The 23,400-nt window shown below is 36.8% G+C and carries 16 protein-coding genes and 4 pseudogenes; 12 read left to right on the forward strand and 8 right to left on the reverse strand.

Annotated features, from left to right (window positions below):
- Positions 1-74: 74 nt before the first annotated feature.
- Positions 75-517, forward strand: a pseudogene (locus tag ACFIMK_RS03285) (type ISP restriction/modification enzyme); the annotation flags it as partial.
- 616 nt (positions 518-1,133) lie between these two features.
- On the opposite strand, the gene ACFIMK_RS03290 reads toward ACFIMK_RS03285, so the two are convergent.
- From ACFIMK_RS03290 to ACFIMK_RS03305, 4 genes and pseudogenes are all read right to left on the reverse strand, one after another.
- A complete protein-coding gene (locus ACFIMK_RS03290; protein WP_375685069.1) occupies positions 1,134-2,741 on the reverse strand; it encodes a YfjI family protein in 1,608 nt (535 codons plus the stop codon).
- Positions 2,742-2,753: 12 nt separating this feature from the next.
- The gene (locus tag ACFIMK_RS03295) at positions 2,754-3,668 is read right to left on the reverse strand and encodes a toprim domain-containing protein (RefSeq protein WP_375638771.1); all 915 of its coding nucleotides are present in this window, start codon (positions 3,666-3,668) and stop codon (positions 2,754-2,756) included.
- A gap of 99 nt (positions 3,669-3,767) precedes the next feature.
- Positions 3,768-3,968, reverse strand: coding sequence for an AlpA family transcriptional regulator (locus ACFIMK_RS03300; protein ID WP_015856773.1), 201 nt, complete (start codon positions 3,966-3,968; stop codon positions 3,768-3,770).
- Between the two features lie 177 nt (positions 3,969-4,145).
- Positions 4,146-5,326 (reverse strand): annotated as a pseudogene (locus ACFIMK_RS03305) (tyrosine-type recombinase/integrase).
- 225 nt (positions 5,327-5,551) lie between these two features.
- Between ACFIMK_RS03305 and ACFIMK_RS03310 the strand changes: the two are divergent.
- Together ACFIMK_RS03310 and ACFIMK_RS03315 are read left to right on the forward strand one after the other, a co-directional pair.
- Positions 5,552-5,932, forward strand: coding sequence for a helix-turn-helix domain-containing protein (locus ACFIMK_RS03310; RefSeq protein WP_375612292.1), 381 nt, complete (start codon positions 5,552-5,554; stop codon positions 5,930-5,932).
- 1,263 nt (positions 5,933-7,195) lie between these two features.
- Positions 7,196-8,227, forward strand: coding sequence for an aspartate-semialdehyde dehydrogenase (locus ACFIMK_RS03315; protein ID WP_375682979.1), 1,032 nt, complete (start codon positions 7,196-7,198; stop codon positions 8,225-8,227).
- A 284-nt stretch (positions 8,228-8,511) separates the two neighbouring features.
- Here ACFIMK_RS03315 and ACFIMK_RS03320 read toward each other — a convergent pair whose 3' ends face one another.
- The gene (locus tag ACFIMK_RS03320) at positions 8,512-9,150 is read right to left on the reverse strand and encodes an SH3 domain-containing protein (RefSeq protein WP_375638766.1); all 639 of its coding nucleotides are present in this window, start codon (positions 9,148-9,150) and stop codon (positions 8,512-8,514) included.
- A gap of 503 nt (positions 9,151-9,653) precedes the next feature.
- On the opposite strand from ACFIMK_RS03320, the gene ACFIMK_RS03325 reads away from it, so the two are divergent.
- The 4 genes and pseudogenes from ACFIMK_RS03325 to ACFIMK_RS03340 form a co-directional block, all read left to right on the forward strand.
- Positions 9,654-10,472: a MetQ/NlpA family ABC transporter substrate-binding protein gene (locus ACFIMK_RS03325; RefSeq protein WP_375612289.1), complete on the forward strand. Its 819-nt coding sequence runs from the start codon at positions 9,654-9,656 to the stop codon at positions 10,470-10,472.
- A gap of 27 nt (positions 10,473-10,499) precedes the next feature.
- Positions 10,500-11,534: a methionine ABC transporter ATP-binding protein gene (locus ACFIMK_RS03330; RefSeq protein ID WP_375682535.1), complete on the forward strand. Its 1,035-nt coding sequence runs from the start codon at positions 10,500-10,502 to the stop codon at positions 11,532-11,534.
- On the forward strand, positions 11,527-12,186 hold the full coding sequence (locus tag ACFIMK_RS03335) for a methionine ABC transporter permease (protein ID WP_375609233.1): 660 nt from the start codon (positions 11,527-11,529) through the stop codon (positions 12,184-12,186). The genes ACFIMK_RS03330 and ACFIMK_RS03335 overlap by 8 nt, the downstream gene beginning before the upstream one ends.
- A gap of 573 nt (positions 12,187-12,759) precedes the next feature.
- Positions 12,760-12,936 (forward strand): annotated as a pseudogene (locus ACFIMK_RS03340) (integrase); the annotation flags it as partial.
- A 171-nt stretch (positions 12,937-13,107) separates the two neighbouring features.
- On the opposite strand, the gene ACFIMK_RS03345 reads toward ACFIMK_RS03340, so the two are convergent.
- Positions 13,108-13,587: a MaoC family dehydratase gene (locus ACFIMK_RS03345; protein ID WP_375612287.1), complete on the reverse strand. Its 480-nt coding sequence runs from the start codon at positions 13,585-13,587 to the stop codon at positions 13,108-13,110.
- A 163-nt stretch (positions 13,588-13,750) separates the two neighbouring features.
- Here ACFIMK_RS03345 and ACFIMK_RS03350 point away from each other — a divergent pair, with 163 nt between their 5' ends.
- Complete coding sequence (locus ACFIMK_RS03350; protein ID WP_375682980.1) at positions 13,751-15,085, forward strand: NAD(P)H-dependent oxidoreductase; 1,335 nt, start codon at positions 13,751-13,753, stop codon at positions 15,083-15,085.
- Between the two features lie 811 nt (positions 15,086-15,896).
- Here the strand turns inward: ACFIMK_RS03350 and ACFIMK_RS03355 are convergent.
- Entirely contained in the window at positions 15,897-16,253 is a 357-nt protein-coding gene (locus tag ACFIMK_RS03355) for a hypothetical protein (RefSeq protein ID WP_375612285.1), read from the reverse strand.
- A 2,184-nt stretch (positions 16,254-18,437) separates the two neighbouring features.
- On the opposite strand from ACFIMK_RS03355, the gene ACFIMK_RS03360 reads away from it, so the two are divergent.
- Genes ACFIMK_RS03360 through ACFIMK_RS03370 form a run of 3 tightly spaced genes read left to right on the forward strand, consistent with a single transcriptional unit; the run spans position 18,438 to position 21,207 of the window.
- Positions 18,438-19,181, forward strand: a complete 744-nt coding sequence (locus tag ACFIMK_RS03360) for a creatininase family protein (protein ID WP_375621597.1) — start codon at positions 18,438-18,440, stop codon at positions 19,179-19,181.
- A gap of 21 nt (positions 19,182-19,202) precedes the next feature.
- Positions 19,203-20,225 carry a CobW family GTP-binding protein gene (locus ACFIMK_RS03365; RefSeq protein WP_375682981.1) on the forward strand — a complete coding sequence of 341 codons (1,023 nt, stop codon included), beginning with the start codon at positions 19,203-19,205 and terminating at the stop codon, positions 20,223-20,225.
- A gap of 10 nt (positions 20,226-20,235) precedes the next feature.
- The gene (locus ACFIMK_RS03370) at positions 20,236-21,207 is read left to right on the forward strand and encodes a WD40 repeat domain-containing protein (RefSeq protein WP_375612282.1); all 972 of its coding nucleotides are present in this window, start codon (positions 20,236-20,238) and stop codon (positions 21,205-21,207) included.
- 1 nt (position 21,208) lies between these two features.
- On the opposite strand, the gene ACFIMK_RS03375 is transcribed toward ACFIMK_RS03370, so the two are convergent.
- Entirely contained in the window at positions 21,209-21,352 is a 144-nt protein-coding gene (locus tag ACFIMK_RS03375; protein ID WP_375612281.1) for a hypothetical protein, read from the reverse strand.
- A gap of 388 nt (positions 21,353-21,740) precedes the next feature.
- Between ACFIMK_RS03375 and ACFIMK_RS03380 the strand changes: the two are divergent.
- Positions 21,741-22,503: pseudogene (locus ACFIMK_RS03380) on the forward strand (autotransporter outer membrane beta-barrel domain-containing protein); the annotation flags it as partial.
- Positions 22,504-23,400 lie beyond the last annotated feature (897 nt).

Consider the following 23,400-nt stretch of genomic DNA (forward strand, 5'->3'; position numbering starts at 1 on the left):
TCAAAATGGATTTAATAAGCTTCGTTTTAATTCTTTTGATAAGAATTAACCCTCTCATATGAAAACGGAGCCCTGTTGTAAAAGGGCGTGAACTGGATCATTTGCACGTGAATTATGAAACTGTAAAACCTTATCCCGTAACCTTTAAAAAAGGTAATCCAAAAGTTACAGAGATCTCTAATCCAGAAAAATTCTATTACGTGACTGAAATGAAATTCGCAAAAACAGGTAAAGAGAAAGATAAAACCACTGTTATTTATAATAACAATATCACAATAACAGATATCCCTCTTGACGCTTGTGAGTATATCGTTAATGGTAAACCCGCTCTTGAATGGGTTATGGGGCGTCAATGTGTTAAGACTGATAAAAAGAGTGGCATTGTTAATGATGCCAATCGTTATGCTGTTGAAACCATTGGCACCCCTGCCTACCCTCTAGAGTTATTACCATAAGTTTAGAGACAATGAAAATTGTTAAGAACTTACCAAAATTAGAAATTAGAGAAACTGAATAGACTTGGCTTGCTAAACTCACAAAGGGGTATAGAATCTTATAACCATAATCTATACCTCTCTTGTTAAGTTGATTAGATACAATCTTTAAAAGGAGTGTTTATATGCATTATTCTAAAAAGAAGAAACTTACACTTTTAAATACTCTACTTTGAATTGCTTTAAGACTTTTAAGAAATCCTATCTTAAAGTGAATACGCTTCTTTTACATTGCCTTTAAAAGATTAAACCGTAATCTAAAATGATAGCTTTATTGTTATCAGAAGCTTTATTTAAAGAGGGTTATGTATATTCATTTTCTTATATTACTTATAGGTTTTGAAGGTTTCTACCCCCCAAAAAAACCCTACAAAACATAGAGCATTAGTTGAATTTACAGGTTGTATTTTGATATAGGTTGTTTTTTGAAAAATTGATAAAACTTAAATTATTGAAATATAATGATTTTAATTTTCTCTCATTTAAAAAAAATATAGGTTCTAAAAAGAACTGACAAGACTGACAAAACTCTTCTGATAAGGTCACTCAGATCATTTACTTTTGGAAAAAAGTTCCTTGATGAGAATGCCATAAAAAGAGTTTTGCGTGGTTGTCTTAAAGACTTCAAAAGAGATTTCTTTATTGTTTTATGCTGTTGTTTTTAACCAAAGGATGCCATTCATACCGTCTATCAGGACGCCGACCTAATTCATTTCCCTCTATAGGAAATTCACGAATATAGTTACAACGACATAAAAGCTCTAAAGCTTGCTTAACGGTTTGATTGTCTGTTAAATATTTCCAATCACGTTTATAAACATCCCTTGCTGTAAAAACATCGGGTAAACAATCACAGCGTTCAACAATTAATTTTGCACGCTCTGCTGTTAATGTATCCCCCGCCGCATAAAGTCTTTTGGCATGACTTAACAGATAACTTGTCCAACGCAACGCTGTTGTGATGGCATAGAGTCCAATTTCTAAACGACCACCGTCAAGAAGTTCAAAAATCAACGCAAGGCTTGCTATGATCTTTGGCATTTTTAAAAGATGCGATTGTAAGCTTTCTGAGTAACTACCTCCTTTTGCCTCTTTATGAAGATGCTCTAACCATTCATAAAACTTCACTTGTGCTTCAACAGAAAAACGCATGATCAGGGGCTGTTCGGGAGACCCTAAGCGTTTATCACGAAAAGAACGAAAAACCCCTTCATATTTTTGCCACCCCTCTTGATTAGGCGGTCTATCAATCACTTGCCACTCTTTATTGTCATCGGGCCATACAATCATTTGAAAGCGTTGCAATAAACCGTCATCGTTTATCCCACGGTGTATTGCTTGAATAAGGGGAATAAGGCGTGAAGGTTGAATGCCCCCAATAATGGAAATGGTTGCATTGGGAATATGAATGGTTCCACGTTCAATACGGTCATAGGTGTATGACGTATTGCCATTAAAAGCTGTTAGATAAAAGGCACGATCTGTTTGGTATTCCTTTCTTTCCATATTAGCTAAAAAACCAGCCAATTCATCTCGTACCATCAAGAGACCACGGGGGTTTTCTTTTAAGAGTTCCCCAAGCTTTTCGACAGTCACATCGTTGACAATAAGACGTCGTTTATCAAGAGTATTATCATCACTTTCTTTGTGTTCAATAGATTGCGAAAGAAGGGCAAGGGCTTGTTCTTCATCTTGATCTTTGAGTGCTTTATAGGCTTGTTTTTTCTTTTCTCGTTTATCTAATTCACTAAGAATATCTTTCTTTTCTTGCTGTTCTTTCTTCTTTAACCATTCTTGATGCCATTCCTCTTGAAAGGCATAGAGAGGAGTTAAAGCGGCTTGCATGGTAGGTGTTTTGAGTGTTGAAGGTTGCCCCACAAGACCCCCCCAGAGATTAGGAACAATTTTCCAATTATTATCATGTTGTTTTGGAGCGATACGCACGCCATTTCCAATGACAGCAGCCAAACCACATAAAGCAGAGATAGCAATAAAATCGATAGAAGATTGTTGAAGATCGGCAACCTCATAAATATAGTCCATTAATGGCATTGGCAACTGTAATAAGCTAAAAGGCTCGACGGGTAAGAGAGCCGTAGCAATCGATTTTAATTGCCCCCAACCATTTTGTTGCAAGGCTTGTTCATAAGAAATGGCTTTTAAACAAGTATTTTCGTTTAAAGAGACATTATCGTTATCATTGACGGGAGTATTTTCATTATTGTTTTGTAAATTACTATTTTTCATAGTTTCCCTCTTTTAAGAAAGTAATACGTTATTAAAATCAGTTCCTTTTGGAGCTTGCATCATAAAGACCTCAAAGCCTTGGCTATAAGCACGCGCAGCGAGGTTAAAACCTGCTTTACGACCCGCATCATCACCGTCCATTGCAATGGTGAGACGGGCTTTTGTAGGGGGTAAATTCACACGCATCATGCCACTGGTTGAAAGAGAAGCCCATAAATCAACGGGCTCTGATAACAACCCAGACAGCAGAGACAGCCCCGTTTCAATGCCTTCACAAATAACCAGATGTTTGGGATTTTCTTGGCTTAAATGCACCCCACCACCCATTACAGATCCCAACATGGCTTTTACTGGTCTTTGATCTGTTTTGCAGCCATTGGCTTGTAAAAAGGTTCTATGAATGGCGAAAGAGCCAGCGCCCTTAACAAGAGCAACCAACGCGGGCAGTGTAACCCCAGAAGGGTGCGAACATTTGTCGTGAAAACGTAAATCGGGAGGCAAATCACATGTAATACCCCGCATACGTAAATAGGTTTCTGCTAAAGTATTTTTGATTGGTTGGCTTTGTTGCCAAATTGCTTTTGCTCTCTCTGCTTTCTGTTTTGCTCGTTTGAGATCAGCACAAAACTGTTTGGAGAAAGAGAGCGTCTGATCATAAGCTTTATCAAAAAAGGCTTGTTTTCCAAGCAAGCCAATTCTAATAAGCGCTTGTATGATCTCTCTAAAAGAGCAGCCAGCATAACAAGTGAGTAAAAGACGCCCATCATGTCCATTGGCAAGGGATAAGCTAGGCAGCCTATCATCATGAGCAGGGCAACGGGCTGTTCCATAACGCCCATGCCAAACTCCACGTAATGCACAAGTAATTTTTTGAGCTGTTGTATGCAATGCATAAGCATCGCTTGTTGTAGCATTTGTAAAATGCATAAAATCCCTTCCTGCTACTTGCATTACAGGACAGATTCTGTTATTTCGGGATTTGCGAAAGTCGAAATACTTTGTCTGTCCTATAAGGCGAAGTTTTCTTTAGGCGGCGTCGTTGCCACGTTGGTTTTTTGCCTTTTCGATTACATCGCAAAGGTCAGATTGTAACCAGCGCGCTAAGGAACCAATCTTTAAAGGCTTTGGTACCGAGCCATCAGCGACCCGCCGCCAAAGTGTTGAAACGCTTATATTAAGTAGTTTTGCACTCTCACGTACTGTGAGGAGTGGTCCGTTTGGAATCATGGAATCCCCTTTATATTAAATGATAGAATCACTGTTTATTAACTATATATAAATAGCAATTCGTAGCAAACTTTTCCAGCAAAAAAAACAATATCTTGTGATTTTTTATCAAGAGAAGCAATAATTTGTGATTGTATTATCTGTTATGGATAAAATAAGGAAAATGGAGACATAGAGCTATCCACAACTTTTATTGTTTTGATCAGTAACATAAGAAGCCCATCTATCCATAAAAATACGACGCTGTTCTAAATAGTCTGTGCGACGATAGGCACGCTCCACTTTTCCCCCAACCGTATGACCTAGAATGGTTTCAGCGACCTCATAAGGGGCATTGGTTGTTTCTGCGAGCCAATCACGTAAACTAGAGCGAAAACCATGCGGACAGGCTTCAAGTCCTGTTTTTTTCATGTATTGTAACATGCTGTTCTGTGCAAGGGGACCACGACCGGTTGCAGAAAAAAGAAACCCATTACGAGATAAAAGGCGTGCTTGTTTAATCACTTTTAGTGCTTCTGATGATAAAGGAACGCGGAATTCTTCTGTAGCATCGCGTCGTCCTTTCATACTTTCAGCAGGAATGGTCCATATATCCCCATCAATCTGATCTTTATGCATATAGCGCAAAGGACGTGTACGAACGCCTGTAAGAATAAGCAAACGCAAAGCCAGTTGTGTCATTGTTGTTGTTTTGCAGAGTGACTGATAAAGGCAGGAACATCTTTCCAGTCCATTGCTGGTAAATTTTGTGCTTTATGGCGTTGTTTCCCTAAGAGAGCCCGTGCTTTTATCGTTGCTTGTAAATCAACATCCAGCCCCAAAGCAGCAGCATGTTTGAGACAAATATTAAGACGATTTATTGCTTTCTCTGCGGTTGCAGCTTTTGCATGCCAGATGGGAGCAAGAACATTGCGTATCTCTGTTTGTGTAATTTCTGAAATAGGAATACAGCCTAATTTGGGGAGAGTATAAAGTTGTAAAGGTAGAAACCAATTCCCAGCCTTGCCATCTCCTTTTAATTCAGCTTTACGACTTTCAAAAGCATCTAAGGCAATGTCTTTTAAATAATGGAGATTACTTATTGCCTCACGCTTTTGTTTGTCACGTTCTTTAATGGGATCACGCCCCTCATGCAAAACAGAACGCCATTGATTTGCTAATTCACGGGCTTTTTTTAAAGAAACATTTCGCAACGCACCCAAGCCCATTTCGCGGCGCCGACCATGAATGGTATAACGATAAAGCCATTGAGCACCACCATCTTTACGCTTATGGAGAAGCAAGCCGGCACCATCATTATATTTGCCAGCCCCCAATGTTGCGACAGCCCTTGCATTAAGACGATTCATAAGAACCATTTTTACTCCTTTCTTGTACAATTTTTACCCACACACCAGCCCCGCTTTTGACGTGCAAGCAAGTGATATTAATTGATTCAATCTGAGAGGGTTTGTGATGAGAAAATCTTACTATATTCGGAGTTATGATTCAAGTTGAAAAGGATGATTTATTATTATAAATCAATATGTTGCCAGACTCCGGAATACCAATGCGAGGGCGCTCGCAACCGGTGGGGACATCAAGTGAAAGCCAAAAATCTACATTTTTACGATATTTCTTTAGGCAAAAAAATTCGCTTCAGAAGAAACGTCATGGGGTTTTCTCAAAAACAATTAGGAAGTCATTTAGGCGTAACATTCCAACAAATCCAAAAGTATGAAAAAGGCTTAAATCGCGTAAGTGCAAGACGTTTACAGGAAATTGCTCATATATTAGATGTTCCCGTTTCCTTCTTTTATGCTGATGGCGCAAAAAAAGAAGAGAACCTCTATCATTGTGATGACAGAATAGCAAGCAAAGCAGAATATTTACTTTTAAAAAATTTCAGAATACTGACCCGCAAAAAACAAAGAGCAATTTTGCAGTTGATTTCTGATGAAAAAAATAACCCCTTATTTTCATAAGTTCATTGCAAAGATAATCAAAGTCCTTAATAATATTGACAAGAATTGTGACTGTCTCCCCACACTTCATGAGAATGAAAATGCTTAATCTAATCTGATTTGTAAATAATCCGAATTCTAACGAGTTTAACTTAGAAATAGTGCATTGATTTATAATGATAATCTAACGTTATTGATATTGAATAAGTGTTCCGAATATCGTAAAATTCTTTCATTTCAAACGTGTTCTATATTGAATCAATCAAAATCACTGTTGGCACATTACAAGCAAAGTTGGCGTGTGAGTAAAAACGTACAAAAAGGCATACCTCTTATTGAATCGTCTCACAAACCAAGAGCTGTAACGACATTGTGTGCTGAAAAAATGGATGATGGTGCTAACTTGCTCTTTTATTAAACGTAAATATGGGAGTGTTCAACGGCTGACTTTCCACTCATATAAGTCACTTAAAAAAGGCTTGCCAAACAAGCCTAAGAATATTCCCACACACTAAAAAACACTTAAATATATCGAGAAAGCTTAAAGATCATATACCATCATACTCCAAATAATGATATTTTATAGCATAACAGGATTAAAGTAAAAATAAGAAATATAAATTAAAAATAGACACGAAAAACTATATGTATAACTTTCATAAGAATTTATCTATATATGGATACTTAAGTTTATCCTGTTGTGCCATAAATTCTATCATTTAAGGTATGAGGATATGAAGCACGCATACCTCCTTGAAACATTCAAATGTTTTTTAGATGCCCAATATCTTTTTAAATATTTTTAGGCCTGCTTGTTGAGCCTTTAGTTTAAGTGAAAAATGAGAAGCCGCTAGAATCTAGCTGTTTACAGACTGTAATAGAAAGCTTCGCTTTTAAAGGCATAGGGAGAAAATCAAATAATTCAACAATTAACAGATAAAGTATAAAAAGATTCCACCAACGCGATACGTAATACCATCTTTAAAAAATTCAAAAGTGTGAAGGTACACATTGACAGAAGATAAGGAATTCACTTAATTAAAGTGTTTTCTAAAGAGATAATAGCTTAGCGTAAAATATTCAATTTTTTCAATTCTGAAAGATTAAAAGAGACGTATTATTTGAAATAAAACAATTTATTGTGCTAATGATGATGATTGGTGTGCACAAAATTGAGTTGTTGAAAATCAAAAATATAATTTAATGATGTTCCTTGACCAACTCACTCTCTCCTGAGTATAGCACGGGGAATAAACGTGGAGAGACATGAGGAGTATATAGAAAATGAGTTATAAAGTTGCAATTGTCGGCGCAACCGGAAATGTTGGTCGTGAAATGCTTACAATTTTAGAAGAACGTGGTTTTCCTGCACATGAAATCGTCCCTCTAGCATCACGACGCTCATTAGGACAAGAAGTTTCTTATGGAGATAAAACTTTAAAAGTAAAAGCACTGGATACTTACGATTTTTCTGACACAGATTTTTGTCTTATGTCTGCGGGAGGGAGCATTTCCAAAGAATACGCCCCTAAAATTGCTGCTGCCGGCTGTGTCGTCATCGATAATTCCTCCACGTGGCGCTATGATGCCAATGTTCCGTTGATAGTCCCTGAAGTCAATGGCGAAGCTATAAATGCCTTTTCTAAGCGTAATATTATAGCAAATCCTAATTGTTCAACAATTCAACTGGTCTTAGCTTTAAAACCTCTCCATGATGCTGCAATCATTAAACGTGTTGTTGTCTCTACATATCAGTCTGTTTCTGGAGCTGGTAAAGAAGGAATGGACGAACTTTTCGAACAATCACGTGCAGTTTTTGTTGCAGACCCAATTACATCAAAAAAATTCACTAAACGCATTGCCTTTAATGTCATTCCTCATATCGATGTTTTCATGGAAGATGGTTATACAAAAGAAGAATGGAAAATGACGGTTGAGACGAAGAAAATTCTCGATCCGAAAATTAAATTAACAGCCACTGCTGTTCGGGTCCCTGTCTTTATCGGTCATGCCGAAGCCGTCCATGTTGAATTTGAAAAACCACTAAGCGCATCTGAAGCACAAGCGCTCCTCCGCGATGCACCAGGCTGTCAGCTTATCGATAAACACGAAGATGGTGGTTATACCACACCTTATGAAGGTACCGGAGAAGATGATACCTTTATTAGCCGTGTTCGTGAAGATATCACCGTTGAAAATGGTTTAGCTTTCTGGGTTGTCGCCGATAATTTAAGAAAAGGAGCAGCATTGAATGCCGTTCAAATTGCTGAATTGCTCATTTTTCGTAATTTGATAAAGCCTAAGTCCGAAAATTAACGCCCTGTCCGAAAGGACAAAGAACCCCTAGCCGGTCTGTCAAAAGTCCGGCTTCTCTTCAGTATAACCTTCCCCAGCTGAAGGTTCATATCACCATCCTAAAGAACTGTAATCCAAGGTATTGTCAAATTTTACTTTGAATATCCTTGAATGCCTCGCCACCTTAAGTTAAGCATTGCCGCCTTAATGACATTTTACGGTACAATAGGATCAGCAGCATAAGCATTGTTTGCTTCATGCTGCTGATCCTTTTTGTCATTCCGGTTGTAAAATTAACTTTACCCTTATCGAGCAGGATAAGTCACGACACGGTAACGCGTTTCATTACGTTCAAAATTTTTGTAATTGACATTATCAGGAAAGGAGGGATTATAAGCACTCACGTGCTTTACAGAAACGCCTTGTGCTTTTTGCGACGGATTTAAAATTGTTCGTTCATCTCTTTTTTTAACACCTGTAGAATCGATAATCATATCTGTTCTGTATAGTTTTTGCATATTTTTCCGTGTTTTTTGAATCGCCGGAAGAGCTTTAAAGTCGGAAACAGCCTGTTTTACTTTTTCTTTTGGCGATTTTACCATGGATTTTGATTTTGCTGGCATCTTTTTAAAAGCAATGGTAGGAACATTGTTAACATTGACGTAACGTGCAGATGCCCAACCAACTTTTCCATGATAACCAAGAGAACACCAAGTTTTATTGGATAGGCAGCCATAAATTTGCACTTTTGCTCCCATTGGAACCATTGCGATAACTTTATAAGCTGTCGCAGGGCCTGTGCGTAAAGATACCTGACCTGATGCAACACGAGCAACTGTTCCTGTAATGGTTCCAGCTTGTGCGTGAAAAGCAGTCACAGCCACCCCTGACGCTCCTAAAGCCCATAAAGTCATCATTGTTGATAAAAATTTCTTTCTTAACATTATTTTTCTTCCTCTCTTAAAACGTATGAAGGGCAAAAATTCGCCTTTGCAAAAATTTGCCGCGTTTAAATCCAATGATCAGCAACCTTTATTCCCCCCAATCCCCCACAACATTGCAACAAAATTTCTCTTTATCGCCTACACGAACACGGCCTTTTGATCTTGATTGCGCAGTATGTTCTTCATGAATTTACGGCTAAAGCATCATCTGATTGTCCGGTTCTTCAACCAATTGTCCCTTACAGAAGTTTTTAAAGGGGCATTGGTTCCCTCAACAAATGATTGCAATAAAAGAATTAATTATTTGAATTTCAGAGAATTTCTATGAACAAATGATGATCAGCCCCCAAAACAAATAAAATAGAAGGAAAAATAATACTCTTTTAAAAATAAAAGTGATTGAATATTCTCTAAAGCTTGTATAACTTTAAATCTGCCTAAAAAATACAGAGTATATTGAAACTTCCCTCAAAAAAATTCTCGAAAAAGAAAGTTAAAAGCATATGACATTAAAAATTTTTTCTCGTAGTCGGATTATAGGATTATTCCTCTCTCTCTTTGCACTTTTTTTGTCTACTGCTTTTTCCATGGCCGCAGATAAATCAAAAATCAAACTTGGTATTATGGAAGGGCGGGATGCTATTATTTGGAAAACTGCTGCTGAACAGGCTAAAAAAGCCGGTTTAGATATTGAACTCGTTTATTTTTCTGATTACGCTTTGCCTAATGATGCTGTTAACGCAGGAGAGATCGATGCGAATGCTTTTCAGCACGCCCCTTATCTTAATGAACAAATGAAACAACGTGGCTATAAACTTTCAATTGTCGGCTATACATTTATTGCTCCAATCGGTGTTTACTCACACAAAATAAAAGACTTAAAAGATCTTCGTGATGGTGCACATGTTGGTATTCCGAACGACCCATCTAATGGTGGAAGAGCCTTACTTCTTCTTAATTCTTTAGGTCTCATTAAGTTAAAAGATCCTCATAATATTCTTGCATCTCCACTTGATATTATCGAAAATCCTAAAAACCTGCAAATTCGTGAACTCGATGCCGGTATGTTAGGACGAGCTATTGACGATTTTGACCTTGCAATTATAAACACAAACTGGGCTATTGTTTCCGGATTAAACTTCGAAAAAGATGTAGTCGCATGGGAGAGCGCAAAAAATAATCCTTATGATAATATCATCGTTGTACGCACGAGCGAAAAAGATGAACCATGGGTTAAAAAATTAGTTGCCGCTTACAACAACGATCTTATCCGTGCAAAAATCAAAGAGATTTTTGGCAATACCGCCCAAACATCTTGGTAATTGTGCCAAATATCCGAGTAATTGTGAATGGAAAAACCTACTCTTATCTCCTTAAAAAACATCAGCCGTTGTTTTAACAAAACGGCTGGTGTTCCGGTGATTAATAATCTCTCTTTAAATATCCATGCTGGTGAAATCCTTGGCATTATTGGGCGCAGTGGAGCAGGAAAATCAACACTTATTCGCTGTTTAAATGGGTTAGAGAAGATTGATGCAGGGTCCATTTTTTTTGAAGATGTTGATATTTCTAATCTATCAGAGATAGAATGGGCGCCTTACCGTCAACGAATTGGGATGATTTTTCAACATTTCAATCTTCTCTCATCGCAGAATATTCTTGATAACATTGCATTGCCACTTAAATTAAGTGGTGTAAGTAAAAAACAACGCCACAAACGTGCCCTTGAACTGATTGAATTGGTTGGGTTATCTGGGAAAGAATATTGCTATCCGGCACAATTGTCCGGGGGACAAAAACAACGCGTTGGCATTGCTCGTGCGCTCGCTGCTAATCCTAAAATATTGTTATCAGATGAAGCCACCTCTGCTCTTGACCCTGAAACAACACAATCTATTCTAGAGCTCCTTGCTGATATTAATAAACACCTCAATCTCACGATTGTGCTCATCACCCATGAAATGGAAGTTGTGCGCACCATAGCGCATCGCGTTGTTGTTCTTAATCAGGGAAACATTGTAGAAGAAGGACGTGTGAAAGACATCTTTACATCACCGCAAGACGATACAACCATAGCCATGCTCAAGCTTGTAACCCCGCAACTTCCTGAAAAATTTTCGAAAAATCTCAAACCAATCGGACGAGAAGCTGTCATTGAAATTAATATTGCCGGTGAAATTGCCCAGCAGCCTTTTCTTCATCTTCTAGAAAATGAGAGTGGTTTAAAAGCACGTATTTTGCATGGTGGCATTGATACAGTTCAAGATGAAACCATCGGGAGACTCTTCTTGGCTCTTCCTGGAGAAGATAAAGAAGCTTTAGAAAAAGCTGTTCAATGGTTAACGAAAAAAGGACGATATTGTGAGGTCTTAGGCTATGTTTAATGTTCTGTCTCATGAACTTCCCCAAGCTGTTATTGATACAATATTGATGACACTTAGTGCTTCTGTTATGGCATTTATTATAGGGCTTCCCCTTGGTCTTCTTCTTCACACAACAGCACGCGGAGGGATTTTTTCCTCATCTCTCATCAATCGCCCTTTAAGCATGATCATTGACAGTATTCGTGCCATTCCCTTTATCATTCTTGCATTTTATCTTCTTCCCGTTACGCGTATCGTTGTAGGAAGAGGGATAGGAATGCCTGCTGTAATTTTTATACTGACCATTTCAGCTATCCCTTTTTATGCACGCATGGCGGAACTCTCTTTTAAAACCGTTGAAAACGGTCTCATTGAAGCGATCCGCTCGATGGGTGCAAGTCGTCTTCAAATTATCAGACATGTTCTTATTCCTGAAGCTCTCCCTAGCCTGATTACAGGTTTTACAGTCATGGTCATTTCTCTTATAGGAGCCACCTCACTTGCTGGATATCTTGGTGGAGGCGGTTTAGGGGATATGGCAATCCGCTATGGCTACCAACGCTACAATACCTTCATCATGACCATCGTCATCATCCTTTTGATCGTGCTTAATATTACAACCCAATGGACTTCTGATAAAATCGTACAAAAACTTGATAAAACAAAACATTAAAAGACTTAGAATTTCACATGCCAATACCATCATCCCCTTTGCCACTTTCCAAGTGCACCAACCCTTGCCTATCGAAAACACTCATAAGAGATTAGAAACTTTTTTCTTAAACAGTTTTTATCTCTCCCCATCCGTTTGTAACATGAAAGAAAATAGTTTTAATGGCTTTAATATAAAAGAATATAAAAGGGGATAAAATAAGAGATCTCACAGTATGTGAGACTCTCTTTAAATTAAGACATTGACCACAACCTCTCCAAACCGTAGATAACACATTGAATTTATAATGATAATATGGCGTTATTCATATTGAACGAGAACTCTGAATACCGTAAGATCCTCTCATTCCCAATTTATTCCATATAGAATCAACCAAAACCTCTCGCTTACACGTTACAAGCGGGAAGAGCCGTGTGAGTAAAACTATACAAGAAAGAAAGGCATGCCTCTTATGAATTATCTCAAGCGCCAAGACCTGTCTTAACATTGGCGGCTAGCATATAATATGATGGTGCCAGCTTTCTTCTTCACAAGCATAAAGATAGGGGTGCTCAATGGCTTTATCGTTATACTATTCACAGGCGCCATTGCGAAATGGGCGTGACGAACGTTGAGAGATGTTGCTTTAAAATAAGCCCGTGAATTGGCAACGCAAGTATATTCCATTTGAAGCGTTCTGTTTTACGTGATGGGTATGATCCCATTAAAGAACGCTATAAACAAAAGCGTGAAGCAATGCACTATCTTCATTAGGAAACTCCTCTTCAAAACGATCTAGGAAAGATAGCAACCTGCTATGGCTATCAACGCTATGATAGCTCCACCATATCTATTATCCTATAGATTATTCTCAATATCATCATTGAAGAAACTTCTAATAGAATTGTATAAAAATTTTATAAAATAAAGCACTCAAATAATCTAGATATTGGAAGGTTTTTCTTCCACAACAGCAACAATAAGCCATTGAGCTGTAAGAGCTGGTTTTTTTAACTTTTCAATTTCCACCGTAACCCCATAATGGAAAACCACTCGACCAGAAGGACGAATTTCTGCGTCGTCTAACACAAAACGCGCACGTATCCGTACCCCTGTTTTCACAGGACTCATGAAGCGTACTTTATCGAAACCATAATTAATCCCCATTGTGCTCCCTTCTAACTCTGGAAGAGCTTCATAAGCGAGCGTAGACAAAAGCGATAATGTTAAAAAACCATGAGCAATCGTGCCGCCAAAAGGTGTCTTTTTAGCCTTTTCCTCATCAACGTGTATCCATTGATGATCATCTGTAGCACATGCAAACTGATTAATCATATCCTGTGTAACAAGACGCCACTCCGATAATCCCACTTCTTTCCCAATAAAACTGGTGACATCTTGTACTGTTATTTTTTGCTGCATAACGCTATTCCTATTTTATTTGATAAAAGAAACCACCCCTCTTGCTTTTATAAAATCCATTGATTAGAGCATCAAGAATAAAAGATTAATTGTCTTAAAAACAAATGCACCTTATGAATGAGAAAAGTTCTTTAGCAGAGTAGTTTTCAAATAGGAAAAAAGAATGGCAAGCAATGTGAACCTAACAGGTTTAGCGCATGATTTGAAACAACGTGCAGAAAACCATCCCCCCATCCGTATTGGACTGATTGGTTGTGGTGAAATGGGCACAGATTTATTATCAAGTATTGCGCATATGGATGGTATAACAGTCGCTGCTGTAGCCACGAGGACACCGTCACGTATTTTTGATGCCGCTACACTAGCCTATGGCGAAGATGGACATGTCTGTGAAGTTGAAAATACTTATGCTCTCACCCAAAGTATTGAAAAAAATTTAATTGCAGCAACAGATGATATTAACCTTGTTTTGCGCCATGAACAAATTGATATTATCGTTGATGCAACAGGCTATCCCGAAGCAGGAGCAGAGATTGGTATCAAAGCGCTTGAGAATAACAAACATCTTGTCATGATGAATGTTGAAGCAGATGTTACAATTGGCGCTTATCTCAAACATGAAGCAGAAAAACGAGGGCTCATTTATACACTTGGTGCCGGCGATGAACCTACTTCTTGTATGGAACTCATAGAATTTGTTTCAGCCCTTGGACATAAGATTGTTGCAGCGGGTAAAGGAAAAAATAATCCTCTGCGCTTTGATGCTACACCTGACGCTTACGAAGAAGAAGCATTCCGGCGTAATATGAATGTGCGCATGTTGGTTGAATTTATTGATGGTTCCAAAACGATGGTTGAAATGGCAGCCATTGCCAATGCCACCGGACTTCTCCCCGATTGCCCAGGAATGCATGGACCACGAGCAGCGCTACAAGATTTAAACAAAGTGCTTATTCCAAAACAAGATGGGGGCATTTTACAACAATATGGTGTTGTAGATTATTCAATAGGTCCAGGTGTTTCACCTGGTGTCTTTGTCATTGCCGAAATAGCACACCCGCGTTTACGCGAACGTATGGAAGATTTAAAAATTGGTCAGGGGCCTTACTTCACCTTTCATCGCCCCTATCATTTAACAGCAATGGAAGTTCCCCTCACCTGCGCACGTATTATGCTTTATGGCAAAAAAGATATGGTTCCTCTTAGCCATCCCGTAGTAGAAGTCTGTGCTGTTGCTAAAAAAGATTTACATCCAGGTGATCAGCTAGACTTTATCGGTCTTTATACTTATCGTGCTTGGATAATGAACATTGCAGAAGCACGCGCTCACCACGCCATTCCTTGTGGTCTTTTGGAAAAAGCAACAGTAACCGCTGAAATTAAAAAAAATGAACTCATTACAGTGCATAATACTGCTATTCGTGAAGATCAATGGATTGCACGTCTTCGTGCTAAACAAGACCTTTTACTTCATTGCCCTTCTTCCGCTAAGCTATAAGTACTCCTGAATTACCTTACTTAACAGCATCTTTCCCTTACACAACAGAACAACCCAGAATACACTTGTATCAAAAATTCAGGCTTCTGTTTTAATAAAAGCATTTTCCAACGACGCACATCCCCACTTCGCTCTCACAATATGTCCCGTAAATGCGACAGTATAAACCACCCCATGAGATGGCATAAGATTCATTGTGTATCACTATCTTTACTCTATGAAGATACAAACCAGCACCATCATTTATTTTCCAATACTACAACAGTCCTTGAACCTTAGAGATAATTCATGAGAAGAATTTTTAGTCTTTTTTTTAATAATTTTATCCATACACGAACGCAACTTGTTATACGTAAAAAATACTTCTGATGGATTTAACATAAACAAATTTAAAATGATAAATAATAATTTCTCATTTTTCTTATTGCATGAGAGCCATGGATATAGGGATATTTTTTATTTTATCCCCTTATGAAAGATAAAAAAATTTAAAAAGGATAAAATATACCTTTGACGAATAATCTTCATATGAGAAAAGGTAGACAATATTAAAAGACTGATAAAGATAGTAAGTATACTAGCCTTATTACTAGAAAATAATCATAAACTGTAAAAAAAAAATCAGGTTACGCTAATTTGTAAAAAACAACATAAATGTAGGATCTTGAACTTTAATAATGTTAATAAAAGCTACATTTAGTATTAAGATTAGTGATTTTATTATCTAGTATAGTATAAATAATAAAATATTTATTTTTTAAAAATAATGAAGTGAACAAAAAAATCCTCGACTCTGTCGATGAGCTTCCTACTAAAGTGTACTAAATATTGCAAAAAGAGTTACAACAGTACCTAATACATCCCCAATACATAAAGAAGCAAGAAGTGATAAAATACTTATTCCCCCCCAAAAGGCTGAACCTGAAAAGGCAGCAGCTTTTTCAGGTTTCCCTAACGCAATAACATCTTGTTCCTCAACGCCTTGAATAACAACTCTATCCACAGCTTTAATAGCTACATTTTTTTCTAGTGTAGGAATAGTAATTGCCATTCTCTCTTGAACTTTATTTTTTACAAAACTTGCATTTCCCTCTATAGTTTGTATAAAAAAAAGAATAAATAGTGTAAAAGTAAATGAACATACACGATTTTTAAATATTTTAAACATAGCTTTCTTTGCTCCTCTTTTTCTTCACTGAAAAAATGAAAGAATATTCACATATATAAAAACCAAAAATTATATTTAATCATTTATATAATTGCACATAATAAAATATTATATGTAATTTTGTTATTATAATATAACACATTATGTATTACATGTAAAGATAAAAAACAATAAATGATAAAAATAATTTATTCCTTTTACGCCATAATAACTCAAGATACCAACAGTAATATTTTGTCATTTTTATTGCTATAATTAAAAATAATAATAATTTATTAAATTTCTTATTATAAGAAATATTACGAAACAAATTCATTTAAAAAATTATATAATAGAGCTTTTATAAATAATTTAAAATGTAATTAATTTTAAAGAACTATAAAATTTAAAACTGCCAATATAATGATATATGATTGTCTATTATTTCAATAAATATAAAAATGAAATTGGTATCAAATAAAAACTTGATCTAAAACAAATCTATCCTAATAAAACAAATTTAAATAGTGTACTATTTTTCTATAAAACAGGTATAAAGTGTAAAAAAACAATTAAGATCTCTATTTTCAAATGGAAGAGACGTTAATAAAATGATTCTCAACTTTTACTGATATATAAAAAGAAAAAAATACTGCTAGCATCTTAAAAAAGGTAATTCAGCCCCCTTTATCCCATACAGCATAAAGAACACAAAATATTGACTTTCAAACCTAATAAAACAAACGCATGAAATAAGTAAATCTATCAGATTTACAAAAAAATTATAAGCAATACTAGAACACCAACAAACTACCTAAAACCAGATAAAAAGAGAGTCATGAAAACTGAGATGATCCCCAAAATACTGAAAAAACTTTCTTTCTTAATTTTCATAAAAGTTATTCCATATTTTTCGTCAATATTGTAGATCACAACCATATTTATATTTTAAGTAATTATATTTACTCTATATTAGTAACAAATAATTCTCTTTGAACGAAATTTTTAGCAATATTCACATAACTGTCTTCAATTTGTGCAAAATAAATAATAATAATAAAGAATTAATCAAATTCTTGAAAGAAAAGGAATAGAGAAACTTACTAAAAAATTGCATTTTTAAAATACCAACTTAAGTAAGCACATTGAAAAAATAACGCCATGAAAACTGATATTGAATGATAAATTCATCAACCGATCACTTTAATCGCAAAATATTAATCTATAATAATAATTTATTGTTTTGCATGTTGAATGAGAAAGCTGACGATTATAAAACTCTCTTAATTTTAACTCTGTTTATATTGAATCAATCAAATTTCTTCACTTGCAAATCACAAACGAGATCGGTGTGTGTGTGTAAACACACTTGAAGAAAGGAAAATATCACTTATGAGGTATTTTAACTAACAAGCGCTGTTAACACAGTATTGAAAACTAGCAAAGTGAATGATGATACCCATTTTTACTTTAAAAGTGTAAATATGGTGGAACACAATAGATTTTATATTATAAGGCTTTATCGTTATACTATTCACGGGCGCCGTTGCAAAATAGGCTTGGATACCTTGAGAAATGTTTCTTTAAAACAAAAGCGTCAATGTGCAACACAATGGCGTTCTGTTTATTATGTATCCAACGGTGTTTCTTACTGAATCATCTTATAAACTGCTCTATGAGATTACAAATTTATCTTACGTGAATTCTTCCCTTTATATTTATTTTTTCTCATGAACACTAAAATCTGTTAAGACACTATCCAAAGTAAAATAAATCAACAAATATTTCTATTCTTTTGTAATATACAGATAATTGAATAGATTTCCTGATTGCAACAAAAGTCTGTACTATTGCAATAGTAGAAATACTTTGATCATCCTCGCTCCATAATAAAAGAATAATATGTAATTTACAGAAAAAATTACATATTTAATATATATGAATATATAATTATTAAAAATGAGAATATACATCAGAAATAATTATAAAAGACAACTATCTTGAGAAAGATTGCCTAATATTACAGAAAAATTGCGGTGGCTTTGCTCAATAAAAGCTTCTCTATTTTTAACAAAGCTCTCATTTTTATGCATCCATATGTGATGTAAAAAGACGCCTATTTGCGTTTCTCTTATAGATAGATTAAATAGTGACAGCACCTTTGATCACTTTGTCTCTTTTGACTTCTCTTTTGGGCATTAATTTATGGTATCTAACCCACCTTTTCTCGCTCTTTTACCTTTGGGTGCACATGAATATCACGGAGAGCACCTTCCTTTCGAAACCGACTGGATTATTGCTGAAGCTTTTGCAAAAGCCCTCACTTTACAAACAAAAGAGCAGTTTCATATCGCACTTTTACCGGTTGAAAAGATTGGCTATTCTATAGAACATATGGATGTTACAGGCACGCAAACCCTTACCTTTTCTGATGCGATTAAGCGATGGATAAAGATTGGTGAAAACTGTTATCACAAAGGGATCAACCGTCTTCTTCTTCTCAATGCTCACGGAGGAAATTCACCTTTAATGAGCATTGTTATCACCGAATTACGAAAGCGCCTTTCCATGCTCGCTGTAGCAACAAGCTGGAGCCGTTTTGGTTTACCACAAGGTCTCATGGAGCCATCTCAACAACATCTTGATATCCATGGAGGCTTTATCGAAACCTCTCTCATGCTCTATTTAGCACCAGAAAAAGTCCATATGGAAAAGGCAGAAAATTTTCATAATAAACAAGCGGATATGATTGCCAATTATCGGTATTTACGCGCTTATGGTCCTCATGCCTTTGGTTGGACAATGAAAGATCTAAATACGCAAGGTGCGGCAGGAAATGCAAGCAAAGCAACACCACAAGCCGGTGAAGCAATCTTTTCTCATGTTCTGTCTCAGCTTCGTGATTTACTTGATGATATCAATCGATTTAACATAAACACATGGCAATAAAGAACAATAAAAGGTCTCTCCATGGAAACGATACACCCCAAAAAACTTCCCGTTACGGTTCTCACAGGCTATCTTGGTGCTGGAAAAACCACCCTTCTCAACCGCATTCTCAGTGAAAATCATGGCAAACGTTATGCCGTCATTGTCAATGAATTTGGTGAAATTGGTATTGATAATGACCTGATCATTGAATCAGACGAAGAAATTTATGAAATGAATAATGGCTGTATTTGCTGCACCGTACGTGGTGATCTCATTCGCATTCTAGAAAGTCTGATGCAACGTTCTTATCGATTTGATGCGATCATTATAGAAACGACAGGGCTTGCTGATCCCGTTCCCGTAGCACAGACCTTTTTCATGGATGATACTATCCATGAAAAAACAGCTCTCGACAGTGTCATAGCGGTCGTTGATGCAAAGCATTTTCCCTCTCAACTGAAAACAAGTCGTGAAGCTGAAGACCAAATTGCCTTCGCGGATATTATTCTTTTAAATAAGATTGATCTTGTCACCCAACAAGAACGCAGCCATGCTGAATCCCTTATTCTGGCCATTAATCCCAGAGCCATAATTTACGCAACAGAGCGCGTTAACATCCCTGTTGATAAACTCCTCGATCGTAGTTCCTTTGATCTCCAACGCACTTTAGATAATGATCCCCATTTTCTTGAGCATCATCACGCAGATCATGTATGTGGTCCCGATTGTAATCATGATCATGACCATCATCACGCATCCACCATTCATGATATTACCATCACTTCTGTAAGTTTAAAAACAGATGCTCTGCAACCAGAAAAGTTTTTCCCTTGGATCCAGCAGGTTACACAGCAACAAGGGCCTGATATCTTGCGTCTTAAAGGCATTATCGCCTTTCAAGGAGACGATGATCGTTACGTCATTCAAGGGATACATATGCTTCTTGAAGGACAACATCAACGCCCATGGCGTGAAGATGAAAAACGAGAAAGCCGCCTTGTCTTTATAGGACGCTCTCTTGATGCTGAAAAATTAAAAACTGGTTTTGAAAATTGCGCATAAGTGAGTGATAATGCCAAACATTACCCATTATGATCTCAAAAGTTACTGCCTTTCCTGCGGTTTTATAGGCAATAAACCAGCCTTTGTTTCCGTAGAAGGTCTCATTGTTTTTTTTAATCCAACCCCACAAATCGTTGAAGTTCACCAAGGAATAATTTCAAGCCATTTTTCCCATGACAATACCGCGATCATCACCGGTGGAGAAGATGGAAAAGTCTGTCAAACAACCGCAGCAGATCACACGGAAGTGTTAAGCCAAAAAGAACGCAAATGGATAAACAACGTTGCTTTTGGTCCACAAAAAGCTTTTGCTTTTTCCTCCTCACGCCTCGCATTTGCGCATATTGGAAAAGAACGACAAGAGCTCACACATGAACGCAGTGTAGAAGGCCTTGCTTTTGCCCCCAAAGGTTTGCGACTTGCCGTTGCCCATTACAATGGTGTGACTCTTCATTGGTTATCAACGCAAATATCTCCCACCACATTAGTATGGAAAGGAGCTCATTGTGGTGTCACCTTTTCACCAGACAACCGCTATGTCATTTCCACCATGCAAGAAAACGCCTTACACGGCTGGCGTCTCACTGATAATCAGCACCTCCGCATGAGTGGCTACCCAAGCAAAGTCAAAAGCTGGTCTTGGAGTGCAAAAGGAAAATGGCTAGCAACATCAGGTGCCTCTGCCGCAATTGTTTGGCCCTTTCATACAAAAGATGGCCCCATGGGAAAAACACCTCTAGAACTAGGCACACGAGCAAATGCACTTGTTAGCACCGTTTCATGCCACCCAAACAAAGAAATTGTAGCAATAGGCTTCAATGATGGAATGATTTTAGCGGCACAATTCCATGATGGAAAAGAAGTCCTTCTAAAAGGTTATGGGAAAAGTGCTATCTCAGCACTTAATTGGGATCAAGCAGGGCAAAACCTCTCCTTCGGTAGCGAAAATGGTGAATGTGGTATAATCAAGATCACTGATTAAATTAAGCACCCAAAAGCGCAATCATCGCCGATAAAGAATGCCCACACAATCCTCCAGAAATCTTATCCCCTTGCATCTCCAGAGCTCTCAGAAATCCTATCTCCCTAATCTCCCCCCAAAAATCTCCTAAAATCTTCGTAATCATTAAATCTTCCCTCTTCCTTTCCTCCCCCCTTTAGACAAGAAAATACCTTAAACATGTTTTTTGACCTTTTAACATTGCTACCCCCATACAAGAATAAAAACATCACTCTCAAGACCGCCCCCCATCTCCCTATAAACATCTATATAGGCTACATACTTCCACAAAAGCATTTTTCTTAAAAATTCGGCAAAAAATAGCTGATATCATCATTGAAACAACGATTTATTCTTACGATCAGAAGAAGGGAATTCAACACTATTTTCCTAAATAAAAAATTTTTTGATTTCCCCCTCCAAAGAGCAAAGTTTCCTACGAGCAGCCTTCCACACTTTAGTTTCTTGCCTAGAAAATTCTATCTAATAATCATTTCATGGAACTTCTATTACCGCCCTCTGTTCCGGTATCTCCTTCATCTCCGGATTCTATTCCTTCTGCTTCTTTCCCATGTTAAACCAAAGCCTTCTGGGTCTTCTGACCCTTTGGATTCCTCGTCTAATCTCCAAATTAGAGCGGTTGTTCCACAGGTTCCAACTTATCTTCTTTTGCCAAATGCCTTATTTCATGCTGGTTTAGTGGATATGACCACGCAAAATAAGACGTTAGAGACAATGCGGAATGCTTTTCATTCCTTTGGGAAAGATAATAAAAAGACAGCCTTTTTTCTGCGTGCTTATGGGGGGAGTCATCATTATGCTTCCAATTTATCTGCTTTTGAATATGGTTATGGTGCTGAGCTCGATTATAATGCATTTCAAGCAGGTGTTTTGTTAAACGAGATTGAGAGTTTATATGGTCGTACATTCTTTGGAGTTTTGGGGAACTATGGAAATCTTTCTCTACACCCTCAGGATGTTGAACAAAGCAAAAAAAGCGCATTTAATAAATGGTCTGTTGGGGCTTATGGAAGTTTGCAGCATGATACCGGTTTTTATATGGATGGGGTGTTATCGTATGGCCTTTTTAAAGGTGATGTTTTGACACGAGCACGGGGTAAAGCTATTGCCAAGGGTAAACAGTTTAGCGGTTCTTTAACGAGTGGCAGAACGTTTGCAACAGGGTATAAAGGTGTTGTTTTTGCTCCGCAGATTCAGGTTGTTTATCAGCATCTTCAGTTTAATAAGACGCGTGATATTGATTTAGGAAAATTTCATGCAATAATTCAGAATGCTCATTCATCATTTTAGATATTGAATAAAAACTAAATATTATAAATTTCTTTCATTTCAAACCTGTTTATATTTAATCAATTAACCCCTTGTCCATCACAAACGAAGCTGGCATGCAAAGAAGGACTTTTGAAAAAAGGTAAATTACTTCTTATGAACATTCTCGAGTGCTAAAATCTGCGCAAATATTGAATGCTGAAAAAAGAATGGTGATATCCGCGCATGACCGCAATGAAAATAATATCCTGTATCTTATCGAAATTTCTCTGCCACCTATCACTTACAAAACAACAACCATAACAACACGATAAAGCATACTTTACTTTTATTATAATTTGACCTCAAACTCCCTCTTTTTGCTCTAAAAATAAGTATCTATCCAAAATTCTTAAGTAAACATCCTAAAAAAGAAACAAATAATATGCGTATTAAATGATATAAACGTGAATAAAGTTCTAAAACAAAATTCAAAACAATGCATAAAACTCATAAAGACTAAACTTATGATCTATAAAAATGAATAAAGAAATGGACAAAAACAACCACCTATATCGTCTCTTTTGAAAGATTATGCCGAAAGCATTCAGCATTCAAACTTTTCATATTCACAATGAAATCTGTCCTCATATCTTAACATCAAAAATTTTAGAAAAATTTCTCATCGCATAAAAGAAAGCATCTATTGTAATCTTTTATATCAAAAAATAACCATATTGATGAAGCAAAATAAATTTTAATACATTAAAAGGCCGAAAATCTTCTGCCTTTTAACTAAAAATACATATTGCAGCTCATCAAAAGAGGTGGCGCAATCCAGCAGAGAAACTCGTTCCAGAAAAACCAATTTTCTTAAATCTATGCTGATAAGTGACATCTCCACGA

This window comes from Bartonella sp. AP280QHHD, assembly GCF_042196125.1.
GTDB lineage: Bacteria > Pseudomonadota > Alphaproteobacteria > Rhizobiales > Rhizobiaceae > Bartonella.